This window comes from Sphingopyxis sp. GC21 (genome assembly GCF_025727575.1).
GTDB lineage: Bacteria > Pseudomonadota > Alphaproteobacteria > Sphingomonadales > Sphingomonadaceae > Sphingopyxis > Sphingopyxis terrae_A.
On sequence record NZ_CP095845.1, the window covers coordinates 3492254 to 3511573 of the forward strand.

13 protein-coding genes, 1 tRNA gene and 4 pseudogenes are annotated in these 19320 nt (G+C 65.1%); 15 read left to right on the top strand and 3 right to left on the bottom strand.

Going from position 1 to position 19320, the window contains the following annotated elements; genetic code table 11:
- Nucleotides 1-20: 20 nt before the first annotated feature.
- Nucleotides 21-656: a glutathione S-transferase family protein gene (locus MU856_RS16905; RefSeq protein WP_062901332.1), complete on the top strand. Its 636-nt coding sequence runs from the start codon at nt 21-23 to the stop codon at nt 654-656.
- Between the two features lie 26 nt (nt 657-682).
- On the opposite strand, the gene MU856_RS16910 is transcribed toward MU856_RS16905, so the two are convergent.
- Nucleotides 683-1165, bottom strand: a complete 483-nt coding sequence (locus tag MU856_RS16910; protein WP_062903060.1) for a flavodoxin family protein — start codon at nt 1163-1165, stop codon at nt 683-685.
- A 101-nt stretch (nt 1166-1266) separates the two neighbouring features.
- Between MU856_RS16910 and MU856_RS16915 the strand changes: the two genes are divergently transcribed.
- The 8 genes from MU856_RS16915 (at nt 1267) to MU856_RS16950 (ending at nt 11429) form a co-directional block, all read left to right on the top strand.
- The gene (locus tag MU856_RS16915) at nt 1267-3228 is read left to right on the top strand and encodes an alkyl/aryl-sulfatase (protein ID WP_263587994.1); all 1962 of its coding nucleotides are present in this window, start codon (nt 1267-1269) and stop codon (nt 3226-3228) included.
- A 25-nt stretch (nt 3229-3253) separates the two neighbouring features.
- Nucleotides 3254-3784 carry a PH domain-containing protein gene (locus tag MU856_RS16920; protein ID WP_234180374.1) on the top strand — a complete coding sequence of 177 codons (531 nt, stop codon included), beginning with the start codon at nt 3254-3256 and terminating at the stop codon, nt 3782-3784.
- Nucleotides 3781-5322, top strand: coding sequence for a PH domain-containing protein (locus tag MU856_RS16925; RefSeq protein WP_263587995.1), 1542 nt, complete (start codon nt 3781-3783; stop codon nt 5320-5322). Before MU856_RS16920 ends, MU856_RS16925 begins: the two co-directional genes overlap by 4 nt.
- Nucleotides 5319-7088, top strand: coding sequence for a single-stranded-DNA-specific exonuclease RecJ (gene recJ, locus MU856_RS16930; protein WP_263587996.1), 1770 nt, complete (start codon nt 5319-5321; stop codon nt 7086-7088). The genes MU856_RS16925 and recJ overlap by 4 nt, the downstream gene beginning before the upstream one ends.
- Before the next feature lie 91 nt (nt 7089-7179).
- Nucleotides 7180-7255 (top strand) — tRNA-Glu (locus MU856_RS16935).
- A gap of 88 nt (nt 7256-7343) precedes the next feature.
- Entirely contained in the window at nt 7344-9158 is a 1815-nt protein-coding gene (locus MU856_RS16940) for a site-specific integrase (RefSeq protein WP_003047150.1), read from the top strand.
- A 166-nt stretch (nt 9159-9324) separates the two neighbouring features.
- On the top strand, nt 9325-10233 hold the full coding sequence (locus MU856_RS16945) for a tyrosine-type recombinase/integrase (protein ID WP_263587997.1): 909 nt from the start codon (nt 9325-9327) through the stop codon (nt 10231-10233).
- 5 nt (nt 10234-10238) lie between these two features.
- Nucleotides 10239-11429: an IS91 family transposase gene (locus MU856_RS16950; protein ID WP_263587998.1), complete on the top strand. Its 1191-nt coding sequence runs from the start codon at nt 10239-10241 to the stop codon at nt 11427-11429.
- Nucleotides 11430-12218: 789 nt separating this feature from the next.
- On the opposite strand, the gene MU856_RS16955 is transcribed toward MU856_RS16950, so the two are convergent.
- Nucleotides 12219-12497: a hypothetical protein gene (locus MU856_RS16955; protein WP_263587999.1), complete on the bottom strand. Its 279-nt coding sequence runs from the start codon at nt 12495-12497 to the stop codon at nt 12219-12221.
- An 83-nt stretch (nt 12498-12580) separates the two neighbouring features.
- Between MU856_RS16955 and MU856_RS16960 the strand changes: the two are divergent.
- Nucleotides 12581-13413 (top strand): annotated as a pseudogene (locus MU856_RS16960) (IS3 family transposase); the annotation flags it as partial.
- 209 nt (nt 13414-13622) lie between these two features.
- Here MU856_RS16960 and MU856_RS16965 read toward each other — a convergent pair.
- A pseudogene (locus MU856_RS16965) lies at nt 13623-14919 on the bottom strand (IS110 family transposase).
- A 153-nt stretch (nt 14920-15072) separates the two neighbouring features.
- Here MU856_RS16965 and MU856_RS16970 point away from each other — a divergent pair.
- The 5 genes and pseudogenes from MU856_RS16970 to MU856_RS16990 all read left to right on the top strand — a co-directional run.
- Nucleotides 15073-15411 (top strand): annotated as a pseudogene (locus MU856_RS16970) (integrase core domain-containing protein); the annotation flags it as partial.
- A gap of 311 nt (nt 15412-15722) precedes the next feature.
- Nucleotides 15723-15992 carry a hypothetical protein gene (locus MU856_RS16975; RefSeq protein ID WP_263588000.1) on the top strand — a complete coding sequence of 90 codons (270 nt, stop codon included), beginning with the start codon at nt 15723-15725 and terminating at the stop codon, nt 15990-15992.
- Between the two features lie 69 nt (nt 15993-16061).
- Nucleotides 16062-16738 (top strand): annotated as a pseudogene (locus tag MU856_RS16980) (IS5 family transposase).
- A 74-nt stretch (nt 16739-16812) separates the two neighbouring features.
- Nucleotides 16813-17769, top strand: a complete 957-nt coding sequence (locus MU856_RS16985) for an NAD(P)-dependent alcohol dehydrogenase (protein ID WP_263588001.1) — start codon at nt 16813-16815, stop codon at nt 17767-17769.
- Nucleotides 17766-19319, top strand: a complete 1554-nt coding sequence (locus MU856_RS16990; RefSeq protein ID WP_263588002.1) for an AMP-binding protein — start codon at nt 17766-17768, stop codon at nt 19317-19319. Before MU856_RS16985 ends, MU856_RS16990 begins: the two co-directional genes overlap by 4 nt.
- The last annotated feature ends 1 nt before the right edge of the window (nt 19320 follow it).

The following is a 19320-nucleotide window of genomic DNA, read 5'->3' on the forward strand; positions in this document are numbered from 1 at the left end:
CGCAGCAAGGGAGAGCAACCGTGGCCGACGATCTGATTTTCTATACCAACCCCATGTCGCGCGGACAGATCGTCCGCTGGATGCTCGAAGAGGTCGGTGCGCCCTATCAGACGCAAATCCTGGGCTATGACGACAGCATGAAGGGCGCCGACTATCTGGCGATCAACCCGATGGGCAAGGTGCCCGCGATCGTCCACCGGGGCAAGGTCGTCACCGAATGCGCCGCGATCTGCGCCTATCTCGCCGATGCTTTTCCCGATGCGGGGCTCGCGCCGCCGCTGGAGGCGCGCGCCGACTATTACCGCTGGCTGTTCTTTGCCGCCGGGCCGCTCGAAACCGCGGTGACTAACACCCACGCCGGCTGGGTGCCGAGCGCCGAGCAGCAGCGAATGGTGGGATACGGCTCGTTCGAAAAGGCGCTCGACGCGCTCGAAACGGCGGTGGCGGGCAAGGCCTTCGTTGCGGAGGGGCGCTTCAGCGCCGCCGACGTCTATGTCGGCAGCCAGCTCGACTGGGGTCTGCAATTCGGGACGATCCCGACGCGCCCCGCCTTCGAAGCCTATGTCGCGCCGCTGCGCGAGCGCGCGGGATACCGGCGGGCCAAGGAAATCGACAACGGGCTGATCGCCGAGATGCAGGCGGCGAGCCCGGCCTGACGGCATCCGGCCCCAGGGTTGTGGGCCTAGAAAATTCCTGCCGTCAGCCCTTCCGCCAGCGCCGCGCCCAGATCGCGCGCTTCGGCGAGACGGTCCGCCGCAATCGTCTTGGGGGCGAGGATCGCCTCGGGCGTCTGGGCATCGGTGTTGACGATGACCGGGTCGGCGACACGCCGCAGGCGCCAGCCGGTCGCGATGCGATCGAGCTGGCGCTGGGCGTTTTCGCCGTCGGAGCCGGCGCAGATGATCGTCGCATAGGGGCGTCCCTCGATCCGGCCGAGACAGGGATAGTAGCAGCGGTCGAACATCTCCTTCATTGCGCCCGACAGCGCCGCGAGATTTTCGGGGCCGACGAACAGATAGCCCGCCGCCGCTTTAATCATCTCTGGCGTCACATCGTCCGCCGCGACGCGGCGCGCTGCGTCGCCGGCACCTGCCGCCGCCGCCTCGGCGAGCGCGGCGCTGCCGCCGGTGCGGCTGTGCCAAATGATAAGCAATTTGCATTTCATCGCCGCAAGATCCTTTAGCATCGCGCGAAGCCCGCACCGCCGGGCGGCCGCTTGCCAAGCCATGCCACAAGGCGCAAGCAGGACCAAAAGGGGAGGATGCGATGAAGCGTGCGATCTGTCTGATTCCGATCATGCTGTGGGCGAGCGGCGCGGCCGCGCAGGATGCGGCCAGCGAGGCGACCCGCGCCGCGCAGGCCGAACTCGCGCAGCGCCTGCCGCTCGACGACCCGCGCGACGAGGCGAATGTGCTGCGCGGCAAGATCGCCGAGATTCCCGACGGCGTCATCAGGGGCAAGGATGGCCGGATCGTCTGGGATCGCCGACCCTATGACTTTCTGAACAGGGCGAAGGCCCCCGACACGGTCAACCCGTCGCTGTGGCGGCAGGCGCGGCTCAATGCGGTGCACGGGCTGTTCGAGGTTGTGCCGGACAAGATCTGGCAATTGCGCGGCTATGACCTGTCGGTGATGACGATCATTCGTGGCAAGACCGGGTGGATCGTGGTCGATCCCCTGCTGTCCGAGGAAACCGCAGCGGCGGGGTGGAAGCTGTTCGCCGACACGGTCGAGGCAAAGACGGGCGTGCTGCCGATCCGCGCCGTCATCTTCAGCCACAGCCACAGCGATCATTTCGGCGGCGTTGGCGGCATTGTGACCCCCGAACAGGTGAAGAAGGACAAGATCCGCATCATCGCACCGCACGGCTTTTCCGAAGAGGCGACGTCGGAAAATGTCCTTGCCGGCCCGGCGATGGGGCGCCGCGCGCTCTATATGTTCGGGGCGATCCTCGCGCCCGGGCCGACGGGACAGGTCGATACCGGGCTCGGCCCCAAGCTTTCGTCTGGGACGATCGGCTATATGGAGCCGACCGAAACCGTGTCCGCGCGCGGGACGACGCTGACCATCGACGGCCTCCTTTTCGACTTCATGGACGCCGGCGGCACCGAGGCGCCAGCCGAGTTCGTCTTTTACATCCCCGCCTACAAGGCGCTCCACACGACCGAGGTGGTGACCCACAATCTGCACAATGTGCTGACGATGCGCGGCGCGCAGGTCCGCGACGCGCTGCGCTGGTCGAAGGTGATCGACGCGATGCTGCTCAAATGGGGCGGCAGCGCCGAGGTTGCGATGGGATCGCACCATTGGCCGACATGGGGCGCGGGCGAGGTCCGCACGCTGCTCACGAACCAGCGCGACGCCTATCGCTACGTCCACGATCGTACCCTGTTTCTCGCCAACCGGGGCGCGACGCTGCATGAGCTGGCCGACCAGACCCCCGAAGCGGCGGTGCAGGGAAGCGATTTTTCGACGCGCGGCTATTATGGCACCCTCAATCACGACATGAAGGCGACCTATCAGCGCTATTTCGGCTGGTGGGACGGCAATCCGGCCAATTTCAACCCACTGCCGCCCGAAGAGAGCGCGCCCAAATATGTCGCACTTGCGGGCGGCCCCGACAAGCTGCTCGCAGCGGGCAAGGACGCCATCGCCAAGGGCGATTATCGCTGGGCGGCCGAAATGCTGAACAAGCTCGTCTTCGCGGCGCCCGACAATCAGGCGGCGCGCGCGGCGCTCGCCTCGGCCTATGACCAGCTGGGTTATCAGGCCGAATCGGGGGCGTGGCGCAACTATTATCTCGCCGCCGCCGCAACGCTGCGCGGCAATGCGGTCGCTGGCGGCACCAGCAACGGCCAGAGCCGGTCGTTCATCAGCGCGATCCCGACCGCGGTCTTCTTCGATTCGCTTGCTACCCGCTTCGACGCGGTGAAGGGCGCGGCGCAGAAGGGCGTGTTCCAGTTCGTGATGCCCGACAGCAAGGAAAGCGTCGCGGTCGTCGTCGAGGGCGGGGTCGAATTCCCGCGCTATGGCGTCACCGACGCCGCGCCGACCGCGACGATCACGCTCGATCGCAGCACGCTCGACGATGTGATGCTCGGCCAGGCGCAGTTTCCGGCGCTCATGCAATCGGGCGCGATCCGCATCGAGGGCGACCGCATGGCCTTTCTGTCGTGGTTCGCGATGCACCCGCCCGCCGACCCGCGCTTCAATATTGTTGTGCCATAGGGGGCGCTGCGCTTAACGAAGGGCAATGACCGATACCGACGCCGCGCCGCCCATCGACCCTTTCGCACCCGATGCGCTCAACGCGGTGGAGGGGCTCGACCCGGTCGATCCCGCCTATCGCCACGTTCTGCGTATCGCCGCGGCGCTCAACGCCGTCCCGCTGGCGATCGGCGCGAGCGTCGCCGACGCGCTGCTGATCCGCAGCATTGGCGGCCCGTTCGGCCTGCTCACCGCGCTGGCCTGGCTGATCGCGCTCCTCGTCATCGTCATGCTGCCGTCGCGCCGGATGCAGCGGTGGGGCTATCACATCGGCACGGGGCAATTGCGCGTCGCGCGCGGCTGGATGTTCCGCACCGACACCATCGTCCCCTTCGTGCGCGTCCAGCACATCGACGTCGGGCAGGGGCCGATCGAGCGATGGTTCGGCCTGTCGCACCTTGTCGTCCATACCTCGGGGACGCACAACAGCACGGTGACGCTGCCTGGCCTGCGGTCCGATCTCGCCGCCGCGATGCGCGAGACGATCCGCCACCACATCCAGACCGACTTCGCATGAGCGAGGGCGAACCTGCCGCGGCGCCCGCGCGGGCGGCCGATGTCGAACCCGACTGGCAGCGCCTGCACCCGGCGACGCTGGCGCTGGCGATCGTCAAGCTCGGCCCGCGTTCGCTCAATTTTCTGCCCGCGCTGGCGGCGATCGGCTTTGCGGGCAAATGGGCCTATGTCGTTCCCGCGCTGCTCGCCTTTCTGCTGTTGTCGCTGCTCGTCGCGATCGCTGCCTGGCTGCGCTTCCGCTATGCCGTGACCGATGATGCGGTGGTGATCGAAAGCGGCGTGTTCGCGCACCAGCACCGCACCATCCCCTTCGACCGCATCCAGGACGTCAGCATCGAACAGGGGCTGATCGCGCGCGCGCTGGGCATCGCCAAGGTCGATTTCGAAACCGGCGCGGGCGGCGGCAAGGAAGGCGACGGCGATCTCGATGCCATCGGGTTCGACGAAGCGCAGGCGCTGCGCGGCGCGATCCGCGCCTGGCGCAGCGATGCCGCCGACATACAGGTTGCCGATCCCTCGGGCGTCGCAATCGAAGGCGGCTGCGATGCCGCGGAGGACCGGCTGCTCTTCGCAATGGATCCGCGCCGGCTGCTCGTCGCGGGCCTGTTCAACTTCTCGCTCGCCGCGCTCGCGGTTGTCGGCGCGTCGATGCAGCTGTTTGACAATCTGCTGCCGTTCGATTTCAACGTCTTCAACCCCGTCGACTGGGTCGATCTGGCCGAAGGCTATGGCCTCGACAATTGGGTGCTCGCGCATCGCTGGGTCGCCGGTATCGGCGCGCTCCTGTCGCTGCTCGTCATCGGCTTTGCGAGCGGGATCGCGATGATGGTCTTCGCCAACTGGGGCTTTCGTCTCGTGCGCGAACCGCGTGCGCTGCGCCGCACGCGTGGGCTGACGACGCGCACCGACGTGGCGATGCCGGTCAAGCGCGTGCAGGCGGCGATCCTTGTCACCGGCTGGCTGCGACAGCGCTTCGGCTGGCACGAACTGCGCCTGCAAAGCCTGGCGAGCGACGGTGCGAAGGAACCCGACCATCAGGTCGTCCCCTTCGGCCGACTCGCCGAAATCGACCGGGTGCTCGCCGAGGTTGCGATGCCGCGCCCCGGCCCCGGCGAGACGTGGCAACACAGCCACCGCATCATCGCCATCGGTCCGGTGATCGGCGCGGTCGCGGCGGCGACCGGCGGAACCATCGCGCTGATTCTGGGCAATGCGGTCGGCTGGCTCGGCCTGATCGCTGCTCCCCTGCTCGCGGCCGGGGCGCTGTTCGCGACGCGCTTTCATCTGTGGACCGACCTTGGCGAGATGGTGGTGATTCGCCGCGGCTGGTGGAAGCCGAAGACGACGCTGCTGCCGCACGCGTCGGTGCAGAGCGTCGATATCAAGACCGATTTCCTCCTCCGCCCGCTCGGCCTTGCAACCCTCGTTTTCGGCGTGCCCGGCGGCAGCGCGCTCGGCGCGCATGAAATCCCCGCCATCCCGCTCGCCGCCGCGCGGGATTTACGCGCACGCATCCTCCAGGCAGGAACGGCGGCATGACTACGGCCGCCCTCGGTATCACTCGCTCGATCCTCGGCCAGCCGTGGCATTGGCGCCGCACCAGCGCCGAAATGGGCGGCGAAAGCCTTGCACCCGACGATCTCGTCACCCAATTGCTGCTCGCGCGCGGCGTCGCGCGCGACGACCTCGACCGCCAGCGCGTTCCGACCCTGCGCGGTTTCATGCCCGACCCCTCGCTGTTCCGCGACATGGATGCCGCCGCGGCGCGGCTCGCCGATGCGGTCGAGGCGCGCGAGGGGGTAACCATCTTCGGCGATTATGACGTCGATGGCGCGACATCGGCGGCGCTGCTCGTCCGCCTGCTTCGCGCGCTCGATGTGCCGGTGGGCGCTTATATCCCCGACCGGCTGATGGAAGGCTATGGCCCCTCGGGTGCCGCGCTGGTGCGCATCGGCGCGGCGGGGTCGCGGCTCGTCGTCACCGTCGATTGCGGTGCGCAGGCGTTCGACGCGATCGCCGAGGCGAAGGCCGCGGGGGTCGAGGTGATCGTCGTCGACCATCACCAATGCGCGACCACGCTGCCGCAGGCTTTTGCCGTGGTGAATCCCAACCGCCTCGACGAAGCGCCCGATGCGGCCGCGCACGGCAATCTTGCCGCGGTCGGCGTCGCCTTCCTGCTCGGCGCGGCGCTGCTCCGTACGCTGCGCGCGCGCGGTTTCTTCGGCAGCCGCCCCGAACCGCAGCTGATCGAGCTGCTCGACCTCGTCGCGCTCGGCACCGTCGCTGATGTCGCGCGGCTCACCGGTTTCAACCGTGCGCTCGTCACGCAGGGGCTGAAGGTGATGGCGCGGCGCGGCAATATCGGCATGGCGGCGCTGATGGACGCGGCGCGGCTGACCAAGCCCCCGACGGCGAGCGACATGGGCTTTGCGTTGGGGCCGCGCATCAACGCCGGCGGGCGCGTCGGCAAATCCGACCTCGGCGTCCGGCTGCTGACCACCGGCGACCCGCAGGAAGCCGCGGACATCGCGCAGGAGCTGTGCCGGCTCAACGAGGAGCGCCGCGCGATCGAGGCGGCGGTGCTCGACGCCGCGATCGAGGCGAGCGGCGCGACCGCCAACGCGCCGGTGGCGATCGTCGCGGGCGACGGCTGGCATCCCGGCGTCATCGGTATCGTCGCGGGGCGGCTCAAGGAGAAGCTGCACCGCCCGGCGATCGTCATCGCGTTCGACGAGGATGGCGTCGGCAAGGGATCGGGGCGCTCGATCTCGGGCGTCGATCTGGGCGCCGCTATTCTGGCCGCCAAGGAGACGGGGCTGCTCGTCGCGGGCGGCGGACATGCGATGGCCGCGGGGCTGACGGTCGAGCGCGCGCGGGTCGATGCGCTCGGCGCCTTTCTGAACGAGCGGCTGGCCGCCGATGTCGAGCGGGCGAGCGGCGACAGGTCGCTGCTGATTGACGCGGTGCTCGCGCCGCGCGGGATCAATCCCTTGTGGTGCGAAGCGATCGAGAGCGCCGGTCCCTACGGCGCCGGCTGGCCCGCGCCGCGCGTTGCCACGGGGCCGGTGCGAATCGTCGAATCGGGGGTAGTCGGCACTGACCATCTGCGGCTGATCGTCGCCGGCGACGATGGTGCGCGGTTCAAGGCGATCGCTTTTCGCAGCGCCCAAACCGAACTGGGCCAGACGCTGCTCCATGCGCGCGGTGTGCGCAAGCTGTGGCTGGCGGGGCGCGCAAAGCGCGACGATTGGGGCAGCCGCCCTGCCGCTGAACTCCATCTCGAGGACGCCGCCTGGGCAGAATGAAACCGCGCGGCGCAATATTTTTGCGCACGCGCCGCCACCACGGCTTGACCGCACCGACGGGCCCGTCTAAGGCGCCGCTTCACCGAACGACGGCCCCTTCGTCTAGCGGTCTAGGACGTCGCCCTTTCACGGCGAAAACACGGGTTCGAGTCCCGTAGGGGTCACCAAATCGCCGGAAAGGCGCAGAAGTCTCGGTTTTCTGTTCGTTAGTGACTCGGTGGGTACACCAAATGAGTACACAAAGGACGAACGATCATGAATCCGAAGGGACTCTGGCGCGATCCACGCAGCGGCATTTTTTATCTTCGCCGCCGTATCCCGCTGCCGTTGCAAAGCGCCTTCGCTTGCGGCCAACTTTACAAGGTAAGCCTCGGCACCGCCGATCAGCGCCATGCCGAACGCAAGCTGGCGATTGCCAATGGTGAATATGAGCAGAAGTGCGAACAATTTCGCGACGCGCTCGCAAACGACGCTCCAAGATCCTTCACTTCCGACGAGGCGCGTGTCTTGGTTGACCGCCTCCTCACCGCCAGGTCCACTACCGGGTTTGCGAGCGGCGGTATGGATGTCGCCTTCTTGCTCAAGGAGCTCGACGACGCCGTCGCGGACCAATCGGGAGACCATCGGGCCACCGCACAAGACATGAGTCCAACCGAATGGATCGCTTATCGCAAGAGGTTGGCGGGAAGCGACGCCGACGATGAGTTTTCTCCCGAAACACTCGCTCGGATCGAGGCTCACCATGCTTCGGTCCATCGCGACCTTGGCGATCTGTGGTTCAGTTTTCAGAAACGGGTACCGCACCGCCGTTGGCGCCCCCTGCTCAGCTTCGCCGTCGCGAAAATAAAGCGTGAACTAAAACTACCCGAGGAGGCGAATCGCGGGATCGACGAACCGCTCGCCGATGCACTGGCCGATGCGCTGGGTTCGCCGCAAGTCCGCGAACAAGTTCCCGTACTCCCCTCGGCCCGGCGCCGCGCAAATTCGAGCCGGCTCCAACCGGACATGAAGCTCGACGCCCTCGAGGCGAAGTGGATCGCGGCGCGCAAGCCGACGCCGAAGGCGCAGGCCGCGACGAAAACGGCCGTACGCTATTTCAAAAGCTATATCGGCGATGTCGGCATCGGCGAAATCACGCCCAACGATCTGTTCGAATTTCGTGACGCGATAGCGGTGCTGCCAAAAAGTATGCCGCGAGTGCATCGCATGATGGAGTTTGTCGACATTCATGCGCTCTATGCGGACAGATCGGGCGTAGACCGCATATCCCCGCAATCGATCAAAAAATATCTCGGCGCGGTCCAAGCCCTCCTCGGGTTCGCTTTCCAGGAGCGCTTCATCCCTGCGAACACCGGCGCCGGTATCAAAGTCGAAGGATACACAAAAAAGAGCACGCGGCGCCCATTTACCAAGGACGAACTCGCTCAGCTATTTGCGGCCAAGCTGTTCACTGCGGCTTGGTCTCACCCTCTGAGCAAGTCAAAGGTCTCCGATTCGACGCTGCGCTGGTTGTTCCTGCTCGGGCTTTGCACGGGCGCTCGAATTGAGGAACTTGGTCAGATATTGCTCGCGGACATCAAGTCCGAGCAAGGGATCCCTTATATCGACGTCACGGACTACGTCATGGACGAGATTGACGAGCGCAAACGGGTGAAGACCGACGGTTCTATTCGCGTGATACCGCTCCATCCCAAACTGATAGCGCTCGGATTTCTCGACTACGTCCAACGGATGCGGTCAAGCGGAGCAGTACGGCTTTTTCCTGACCTCGAGGCCGATTCACTGGGCGTAAAGACCAAGGAGGCGAGCCGCCGCGCCAACCGCCTGATCGACAATGCCGTCGGCGACGACCCCCGCCTCGTGTTTTATAGTTTCCGACACAGCTTCAAGGATCTCTGCCGCGACGCCAACATTCCCAAGGACGTGCACGACCAGCTTATGGGGCATTCGCCCGCAGATGTTGGCGGAGGCTACGGTTTGGGACGGGCGATCGGCAATCTTGCAGCCCATCTAAAGCGAGTTCGGTTTCTTTTCATCGATTGGGATCCGATTAATGTTGCTGCCAAATAAGCGAACCGCTGCCCGGCTGCTATTCGGCCTGAGCTGGCCGTTGCACGAACCGCTCCGCGGATTGGTGCTAGCCTCGATGTAAAGCGGCCGAGCGAGCGCCGCACCTGATTGAACGTGGGCTGCCGCAGGTGGACCCTCTCGACTCCTTCACCTGAGGAGTCGAACGATGAACGAGCTTATCCAGATTGGCCCGATCAGCCCGCTGCGCCAGCGCCTGATCGACGACATGACCATGCGCCGCTTCTCGAAGGAGACGCAGCGTAATTATCTTCGCGATGTGGGGCGGTTCGCGACCTGGCTCGGACGCTCGCCACACACCGCAGGCGCCGAGGACATTCGGCGGTTCCAGATCGAGCAGCAGCAGGCGGGCGTCCCGGCGCCGACCATGAACAGCATCGTCGGCGCGCTGAGGTTCTTCTTCACGCACACGCTCGACCGCCCCGACCTCGCGCGCAAGCTCGTCCGCACCAGGCAGGTACGCAAGATCCCGGTCGTGCTGACGATGGCCGAGGTAAAGCGCCTGCTCGATGCGACCCGCAGCCTCAAGCACCAGGCTGCGCTGTCGGTCGCCTATGGCGCGGGCCTACGCGTCGCCGAGGTGTCGGCGCTCAAGGTCAGCGATATCGACAGCAAGCGCATGCTGCTTCGGATCGAGCGCGGCAAAGGCGGGCGCTACCGCAACGCCATGCTTCCCGAAGGCCTGCTCCTGCTCCTGCGCGACTGGTGGCGCGCTGGGCGGCAACAGGGCATCCTTGTCCCCGACGGCTGGCTCTTTCCCGGACAGAGCGCCGCGGCGCCGATCAGCACGCGGCAGCTCTACCGCGTCGTCGTCGAAGCCGCGGAGGCGGCGGACATCGACAAGCGCGTCGGACCGCATACCCTGCGCCACAGCTTCGCCACCCACCTGCTTGAGGACGGTGTCGATATCCGCGTCATCCAGGCGCTGCTCGGTCACGCCAAGCTGGGCACCACCGCCTTTTACACCCAGGTGGCGACCAAGACGGTGCGGTCGATCGTCAGTCCGCTCGACAGGCTCGCGCTCGCATCGCCCAGCGAGGAAGCGCCCGACGGCTGAGGCCGATGCGCGCCTCACTCGAGGTCGCCGACGTCTTCCGCGCTGCCGGGCCAACCTACCGCGCCGCCCATGCCGGGCATCTCAGCCTGCACCAGCTCAAGATCATGTCGGCGATCGAGCATTGCCGCACCGCCGCGCTCGGTGGTCATGTCGAGGCCTGTACCGACTGCGGGCACTGGCGGATCGCCTATAACAGCTGCCGCAACCGGCACTGCCCCAGGTGCCAGGGCGCCGCCGCGCGCAGCTGGCTCGAAGCGCGCGAGGCCGACCTGCTCCCGGTCGGTTACTTCCATGTCGTGTTCACCCTGCCTGCCGAGGTCGCCGCCATCGCCTTCCACAACAAGGCGCTGGTCTACGATCTGCTGTTCAAGGCCGCCGCCGATACGATGCTGACCATCGCCGCCGACCCGAAGCACCTCGGCGCCCGGATCGGCATCACCGCCGTCCTCCACACCTGGGGCTCGGCGCTGACCCACCATCCCCACATCCACATGATCGTACCCGGCGGCGGCCTATCGCGCGATGGAACGCGCTGGATATCGGCACGCCCCGCCTTCCTGCTCCCGGTTCGCGTGCTCGGCGCGCTCTTCCGCCGGCTTTTCCTCACCCGGCTGCGCGCCCTCCATGACCGCGGGCAGCTCGCCTTCTTCGGCACCATGTCGCAGCTTGCCGAGCGGCGCGCGTTCCTGCGGCACCTCTCACCCGTCAGGAAGAAGCGCTGGGTCGTCTACGCCAAGCCGCCGTTCGCTGGCCCTGAGGCGGTGCTCGCTTATCTCTCCCGCTACACCCACCGGGTCGCCATATCGAACAGTCGGCTCCTCCGGTTCGACGAGGAAGGCGTCACCTTCCGCTACAAGGATTACCGCAAGGCCGGCGCCGGACGGCAGCAGGTCATGACCCTCGCCGCCGACGAGTTCATCCGCCGCTTTCTTCTCCACGCCCTGCCGCGCGGGTTCCACCGCATCCGCCACTATGGCCTTCTCGCCAGCGCACACCGCAAGGATCATCTCGAACGCGCCCGCCGCCTGCTCGATGTCGCACCTCCGCCGACCGACGAGCCCGTCGTCGATGCAGGGCCCGGGCCAACCTGCCCGTGCTGCGGCGGTACCATGATCATCATCGAGGTCTTCGAGCGCCGCTACCAGCCCCGCGCGCCGCCCCAGCTTGCGGTCTCATCCGGGGCACCTGCGCCGTGACCCGGCACGGCCTGGCACCGACACGATCCAGCGCACACCCGCGCCTGGAAGCGGACCCGCTCAAGCCGACGCTGCCCAAAAGCAGACATCACACCACCAAAATCAGCCCGTCTGCTTTTGCATGTCCGCTTTTGCGACCCATATCCAGACGGTCCGATATCGCGCACGTCTGCTTTTGGGCAGCGCCTGGCTATCCCAACATCAGCGCAAAACAGCTTTCCCCATAGCTCGCACCATGACCACCGCGGTTCGGGCATCGAAGACTTTCCGACGCCTGGCGGCGTCCGAAACTCTCAACGGCAGCAGAAAGGCCGCTTGCGATTAGCGTGGGTGGGAAAGCAGCCGTTCATGGTTAAAGAGAAACGATACGACATTTTTACTCGCGTGAGATTTTTGCTGCTGCCCTAAAGATGCCGAGGGCCCCACAATGCCAAAAAACTACCGCTTCGAGCTGGGTGGTCCGCAGCTTGATGCGGTGGTCGGCATAGAAGCGGGCGCAATTACCCTCTTCCGGCGGCCGTCTATGCCGCCACAATCCCACGCATCATCGAATCTCCTTAGAACGCGGCGCTATTGGTGCCCTCGTCCCTAACCCCGCCTTTACCTGCCAAGTTGTGCACACCGCGCGACGAACGCGCCAGTCTATGGCGCTTTGATGCTATCGGGCCGCGCGGCCAGAGCCTAGCGTCTTCGTCAGGGTTTGCCAAAAAGATCATGCTGCATGGTGCCGTCCCGCCGCCAAGTCGCGCGGGCTTAGTGCACTGGCGCGCCTGCCAAAGTCCCAACCGCTCATACTGCCCGCAGGACCTTTCTGTGGGGGAAGGAGAAGTCATGCCCACGCATCACGGACTCAAAAATTTCACCGGCCTCCATTATTTGTGCACTCACAGCGTCAACCGCAGTGACCGGTTCGGCCGCATGTTCCCCCACGCCCCGCCGCTCTATATCGACCCGCGCGACCTCGCCGCGATCGCCGACAAAGACGGCCCGATGAAATCGACCGGCCCCGCGAAAAAGACCACGAGTGTCCCCGTCGGGCATATATTTTTCGGCCAGTTCGTGGACCATGACATCACCCTCGACCTTACTGATCTGCCCCCTTCTGAGTGGTCCAAAATTGATGATATTTTGGACGACGAAGGAGATATAGAATGCCGAGCAAGAAGCATCGCCCGGAAGAGATTATCGGCAAGCTACGTGAGGCGGAGGTTGTGCTTGCGCAGGGCGCTACGACCGCCGAGGCGTGTCGTCGGATCGCGATCAGCGAGCAGACCTATTATCGGTGGCGCAAGGAATATGGCGGCCTGAAGACCGATCAGGCGCGTCGGATGAAGGATCTGGAGAAGGAGAATGCGCGGCTTCGTCGTGCGATCTCGGACCTGACGCTGGACAAGCTGATCCTGCAGGAGGCTGCCCGGGGAAACTTCTGAGCCCCGCACGCCGCAGGCGCTGTATCGACCACATCAGAATGATGATGCCGGTGTCCGAGCGGCGGCTGTGCCGCGTGCTCGGGCAGCACCGATCGACGCAGCGCAAGGCGCCACGCGGGGCGGATGACGAAGCGGCCCTCACTGAGGATATCATCGCATTGGCGCGGCAATATGGTCGTTATGGCTATCGCCGGGTGACGGCGTTGCTGCGCGATGCAGGGTGGCATGTGAACCGCAAGCGGGTTGAGCGTATCTGGCGCCGCGAAGGGCTGAAGGTGCCACAAAGGCAGCCGAAGCGCGGGCGTCTGTGGCTGAACGACGGATCGTGCATCCGGCTTCGGCCGGAATATCCCGGCCATGTCTGGTCCTACGACTTCGTCGAAGGGCGGACCCACGATGGTCGCAAATACCGGATCCTGTCGATCATCGACGAGGCGAGCCGGGAGTGCCTGGCGTTGCCGGTGGCGCGTAAGCTCAAGAGCGACGACGTGCTCGCGGCACTGGCCGAGCTGTTCGTCACGCGTGGGCCGCCGGCGCATATCCGGTCGGACAACGTCCTATGTTGGGAAGCAGCGGCGGGAACAGGCCAGCAGATCTCGTTGCGCCGAATGTGATCGGCGCTGATGATTTTATGATCCAGATGGCTTCCATCGTCAAGGAAGGCGCTCTCGGCCATAGCAAACATAGGATCCATCGATCATCGGGATCGTGGTCCTCACCGTCCTTAAGATGAGATACGCATGCCAGATGGAAGGCCCGAACATTATCTACAGGGTCGCCGTAGCGCCCTCACGGCACAGCAGAGAGGGGTCCTTCCATCTGGTGTCCGCCCGTTCGACGAACGGGCGGTACTCGGTTCCCGTCTTGATGACGGCGTGCACGACGCGCGCCATCTTGGCGGTGAGAGCGGTCATCGCCTTGCGGCGGCGATCGGGGTCGTCGGCATGGCCATCGACATAGCGGGAGAGCTTGTCACGGAAGCTGTTGTTGGGTTGTCGGATCGCGACCTGCGTTGCCATCCAGAAGGTGCGTCGCAGCCGGGCATTGCCGTACTTTGATAGCTTCGTCCGCCCCCGAAATATCCCTGACTGGTAGGTAGCGAGGTCGAGGCCGCAGAACTTGAGGAACTGGCGATGGTGGCTGAACCGGCGCAGATCGCCGGCCTCGGCCAGGATCGTCAGGGCGTTGATCGGACCGATACCGGGGATCATGCGCAGGAGCTGATAATCGCTGTTCGTCGCCAGCGCGTCATGGGCGATCCGCTCGATCTCGTTACGCTGCTGAATCAGGGTGCGTGCCTGGGCGATGACCATGCGGAACATGGCGACCGCCGTGGAATCTTCGTCGATCGGCAGCGCGATCGATGCACAGGCGGTCTCGTAAATATCGTTGACCACCCGGGCCTTGGAGACCTTGCGACCGATCAGCGGCCAGGCCTGTTCGGTGAACGCCTCGCGTCCGATCGAGGTGATGCTGCCCGGCGTCGGGAAGCGTTCGATCAACGCCAGGAACCAGTCGGACCGGCTGTTGCCGGCGAAACGCTCGATCTCCGGAAAATACAGTGGCAGATAATGCGTGAGGATCCGATGCCAGGTCTGGGTCTTCGCCTTCGATATGGCTTCATGCGTCTTCGACATCTCCTGCAGATCGTTGATCCCTGCCGCCAGCGGATCGACATAGCGCTGGGTCGCGCCGACCTTCAGCATGTGCAGGATGACTTGCGCGTCCTTGGAATCATTCTTGTCCCAGCCATTGTGCAGCGCTTCGCGTGTCCGGGCCAAGGCGACCGACGAAATCAGGCGCAGTTCGCACCCGGCGGACAGCAATCGATGCGCCAACGTGCGGTGATAGTTGCCGGTTGCTTCAAAGCCGACGATCACGGGCCTACCGATGGTCGTCAGATCGTCCGCCAGCCGGTCATAGTCCGCCTTCGTTGCCATGACGGTCATACGGCGTCGGCGGCCACCCTCCGGTCGTTCGAGGAGAACCTCCTGGCGGTGCTTCGACATATCGATGGCTACCAGGACGGCGTCGGGTGGCGTAGAATACAGCTTGGTCATGATCGGTCAGCCTCCAAAGGGTTGTGTCGACAACTTCTCTTTAGAGACCTGCTGGCAGGTCATGACTGCCTTGATGAAGCCGGCGGGCGCTACGCGCCCTTGTCCTCATCAAGGCATTGCGGCCCTCCAATAGGCAGCTTCCCAATGTGCTACGGCCCCGAGTTTATCGCGACGGCGGTGCAGCAATGGCTCGCCCAGATCGGCGTGAAGACGCTGTATATCACGCCCGGATCGCCATGGGAGAATGGCTATTGTGAAAGCTTCAACGGATCCCTGCGCGATGAGCTGCTCAACGGCGAGATCTTCTACTCGCTCGCGGAGGCCCGGATCCTGATCGAGGCTTGGCGGCGGCATTACAACACCGTCCGGCCGCACAGCTCGCTGGGATATCGACCACCGGCGCCGGAGGCCGTTCCATCGCCAGTGTCGCCCGCCGGTTCCGCTTCGCTCCACCTGCGGCCAACACTGGCGATGGACGCGTCAATGCACTAACAATCCCAGCGGACCACTCGGTGGGGGCCGGTAACTTGTTGGTCGAGTGGCGCGGGAACCCCCAGATCATCTGCTGCAGGATACGTTGCCCCTTATCATCGCGCACGACGATGCCGGGATATTGCGGATAGACGTCGGCGGGGGCGTTGAAGCGGTAGGTCGCTGGCGTCCCGAACAGCTTCGCCATCTCCTGGACCGTGCTCTTGTTGGTGTAGAGATTGCACACGCCTGCGATCATGGCGCACCGGCGCGGCCTGTCAATCGGCAACCCGCACGGCGCCTGCGCGTTCGCGATGCGAAGGAGACGCCCCATGACCGCCGATTATGATGCCGCCCGTACCGCGCCCGTCGAGCGGGTCGCGCGCGTGCTCGCAGGGCATGCGCTGAGCCGCAACGCCGAGGGCGAGCTGGCGTCGGCGGGCCGCGCGGTCGACGACCTGTGGCCCGATTATGCACCGGCGGCGCTTGCCGTGTTGCGGGGCTTGCGCGAACCGAGCGGCCGCATGCTTGCGGTTGGCGACGCCGATATCTGGGATCGGATGATCACCGCCGCGATCGAGGACGAAAGCCTGTCCGACTAGGCCGCGTTGACAAAAGGGATTCCCATTTAGCCTGACTTCTGATTCAGAGCTTCTTTTTGAGGAGCAGTCATGGATCGCGGAGATTTGTCGGATGCGGAATGGGCGCTGATCGGGCCGCTGTTGCCGTCTGAGCGGGGGCGCTGGGCGCGTCCGGCGGGCGATAATCGGCGGTTCCTGAACGGGATGCTTCATGTTTTGCGGGTCGGCTGTCCCTGGCGCGACATGCACGAGCGCTATGGCAAGTGGAACTCCGTCTATGTCCGGTTCCTGCGCTGGGCCGAACAGGGGGTCTGGGATGGGCTTCTGCAAACGCTGGTCGATCTGGGGCCCACCGACGACTGGCAGCACATGATCGACAGCACCACGGTTCGCGGCCATGTCTCGGCCGTGGGCGGAAAAGGGGGGATGCTGCGAACGCTTTTGGTCGATCACGCGGCGGCTTTACGTGCAAGATCCACGCCCGCTCGGACAATCAGGGACGCCCTCTTGGCTTCCTCCTGACCGGCGGCGAAGCATCGGATTACACCGCCGCCGAGCCACTGATGCAAATCCCGGTCGCCAAGCCCAAGGCGCTGCTCGCCGATAAGGGCTATGATGGCGATCGCTTCCGCGAAAGCCTGCTGATCCAAGGCATTCTGCCGATCATCCCGCCACGATCAAACCGCAAGGCGCCCGAGCATCCCGACTATCGGCGCTACAAGGATCGCAACCGCATCGAGCGCATGTTCGGCAAGCTGAAGCAGTAATGCCGCATCGCCACCCGGTACGACAAATCCGTCCTCTCCTTTGAGAGCTTCCTCAACCTCGCCGCCGTCCGACTATGGCTGAAGTCTTTTGTCAACGCAGCCTAGGCCATGGGGGCTCCGGCATCGTCGTTGAAGTCGGGAGCTCCGTGACCAAAGTGGCACCCGGCGATCATGTCGTAATGAGCTTCGCCAGCTGCGGCCAATGCGAGAATTGCCGACGCGGGCTCGGTGGGTATTGCCCCGATCTGTACGGACGCAACTTCTCGGGAGCGCGGCCGGACGGTTCAAGCCCTTGTTGCGGCACGAATGGCGAACGGTTGAGTGGCTATTTCTTCGCGCAATCCTCGTTCGGCGATCATGCGCTGGCGAATGAGCGCAATGTGATCAAGATCCGCAAGGACGTCCCAATCGAGCTGATGGGGCCGCTTGGCTGCGGCATCCAGACCGGCGCGGGCGCGGTCATCAATGCTTTGAAGCCGGGCGCCGGCACGAGCATCGCCGTGTTCGGCGCAGGATCGGTCGGCCTCGCGGCAATCATGGCGGCGCGCGTGGTCGGCTGCGCGACCATCATCGCGGTCGATCTTAACCAGAAGCGGCTCGATCTGGCGAAGGAGCTCGGCGCGACCGATGCAGTGCAGGCGGGAGAAGGCACCGGGGACGCGATCCGCGCCCTCACCGGTGGCGAAGGCGTGCAATATTCGCTCGAGTGCACTGGCCTTCCCCAGGTGGTGCGGCAGGCAGTCGATGCCCTGCGCTTGACCGGCGTATGCGGCACGATCGGTGTCGCGCCAATCGGTACTGAGTTCACCCTCGACATGAACGCCATCCTGTTCGGGCGAAGCGTTCGTGGGATCATCGAAGGCGATAGCATTCCCGATATCTTCATTCCGCAACTTGTCGAGCTGTGGCGGCAGGGCCGCTTCCCCTTCGACAGGCTTGTCACGCGTTTTCCGCTTTCGCGGATCGAGGAAGCGGCTCAGGCATCGGAACGGGGAGAGGTGCTCAAAGCCATTCTGCTGCCGGAGCAATGACGAAGATGGCAACCATGGCGACGATGGCCTCGCTCGCATACGACGCCGCGCAGCGTTTTGGAGAGCGGCCGGCCTTGACCATGCTGGGCAGCGAGACGCTCACCTTCGCCGACATCGACGCGCGCGCCGGCCGCTACGCCGGAGGATTGGCGCACGCCGGCATCCGCCCGGGAGACCGGGTGGTGGTATATCTGCCCAACAGCCCTGACTGGCTCATCGCCTATCATGCGATTGCACGGATGGGTGCCGTTTTCGTGCCGGCGAACATCCTGCTGTCAGCAGACGAGGTCGCCTACATCGTTGCGGACTGCGGCGCGCGCGCGGTTATCCTGACAGCCGAAGCCATGCAAATGCCCCAGACGAGGGCGAACGCCGGAGCGGACGGACCTCTGTGGATCGTGCACGGGGACGCGCTAGGTAGCGATGGCATTCCAGCATCGGCAATCCTCGATGGAGAGTGGTTGCCGCCAGTGGCAGCGCGCCCCGAGGACCTGTTCACGATCGGCTACACCTCGGGCACGACGGGCCGGCCCAAGGGAGCGATGCAGTCGCACCGGGCGGTGTTCGACAGCATTGCGACCACCGCCACGATCCACGTCCGCAGCGCGGCAGATAGGGTCCTGACGGCACTGCCGTTCCCCCATGTTTACGGTAACGTCGTGGTCAACACGGCTTTCGTCGCCGGCTTGCATGTCATTGCCATGGCCCGGTTCGATGCCGGGCAGGCCCTCACGGCTATTGGACGAGAAGCGATTACCCTCTTCGAGGGCGTGCCGACGATGTACTACCAGATGTTGGCGGATCCGGCGATCGAAAGGACGGACTTCTCCTCCCTTCGTTGCTGCACGGCAGGCGGGCAGACGATGCCGATAGCCAGTCTCGAGGAAGTGGCGCGGCGTTTCGACTGCCCGGTTCTCGAACTGTGGGGTATGACGGAGCTGTCCGGCCCCGCCACCTCGCATTCGCCTTATTGGCCGACGCGCTATGGATCGATCGGCCTGCCCTTCCCTGGCCTCGACGTCCGCATCGCTGACCTCGATGATCCTGCGCGCGATGTGGCAGACGGCGCCCCGGGCGAACTCTGCGTTCGCGGGCCGCTCGTCACTTTGGGCTACTGGAACAATCCCGAGGCCACGGCCGCGAGCATCGATCCGCGGGGCTGGCTCGCGACCGGGGACATAGCCGTGCGGCAAACGGACGGCTATCTCTCGATCGTAGATCGGCGCAAGGACATGATCATCACGGGGGGATATAATATCTACCCCGCCGAGCTCGAGCAGGTGATCGCGGCCCACCCAGCCGTGTCGATGGTGGCGGTCGCATCCCTGCCCGACGCCGAGAAGGGTGAGCTGGCCAAGGCCTTCGTTGTGCTTCGCCCCGGCGCCTCCTGCGATGCCGAGACCTTGCGGCAGCACTGCCGCGAACGCCTGGCCGCCTACAAGGTGCCGAGGGCCTTCGCCTTTGTCGACGACCTTCCGAAGACCAGCACGGGCAAGATCATGCGACGCGCCCTGCGCGAGGCACCGACCGATCTAAACGAGGAGTCCTGAA

Excerpts from the sequence above, each read along its gene's own strand:
- MU856_RS16910 (WP_062903060.1), bottom strand. The coding sequence starts at position 1,165 with ATGAAATGCAAATTGCTTATCATTTGGCACAGCCGCACCGGCGGCAGC.
- MU856_RS16915 (WP_263587994.1), top strand. The coding sequence starts at position 1,267 with ATGAAGCGTGCGATCTGTCTGATTCCGATCATGCTGTGGGCGAGCGGC.
- MU856_RS16920 (WP_234180374.1), top strand. The coding sequence starts at position 3,254 with ATGACCGATACCGACGCCGCGCCGCCCATCGACCCTTTCGCACCCGAT.
- MU856_RS16925 (WP_263587995.1), top strand. The coding sequence starts at position 3,781 with ATGAGCGAGGGCGAACCTGCCGCGGCGCCCGCGCGGGCGGCCGATGTC.
- recJ (WP_263587996.1), top strand. The coding sequence starts at position 5,319 with ATGACTACGGCCGCCCTCGGTATCACTCGCTCGATCCTCGGCCAGCCG.
- MU856_RS16940 (WP_003047150.1), top strand. The coding sequence starts at position 7,344 with ATGAATCCGAAGGGACTCTGGCGCGATCCACGCAGCGGCATTTTTTAT.
- MU856_RS16945 (WP_263587997.1), top strand. The coding sequence starts at position 9,325 with ATGAACGAGCTTATCCAGATTGGCCCGATCAGCCCGCTGCGCCAGCGC.
- MU856_RS16950 (WP_263587998.1), top strand. The coding sequence starts at position 10,239 with ATGCGCGCCTCACTCGAGGTCGCCGACGTCTTCCGCGCTGCCGGGCCA.
- MU856_RS16955 (WP_263587999.1), bottom strand. The coding sequence starts at position 12,497 with ATGGTCCACGAACTGGCCGAAAAATATATGCCCGACGGGGACACTCGT.
- MU856_RS16975 (WP_263588000.1), top strand. The coding sequence starts at position 15,723 with ATGACCGCCGATTATGATGCCGCCCGTACCGCGCCCGTCGAGCGGGTC.
- MU856_RS16985 (WP_263588001.1), top strand. The coding sequence starts at position 16,813 with ATGGCTGAAGTCTTTTGTCAACGCAGCCTAGGCCATGGGGGCTCCGGC.
- MU856_RS16990 (WP_263588002.1), top strand. The coding sequence starts at position 17,766 with ATGACGAAGATGGCAACCATGGCGACGATGGCCTCGCTCGCATACGAC.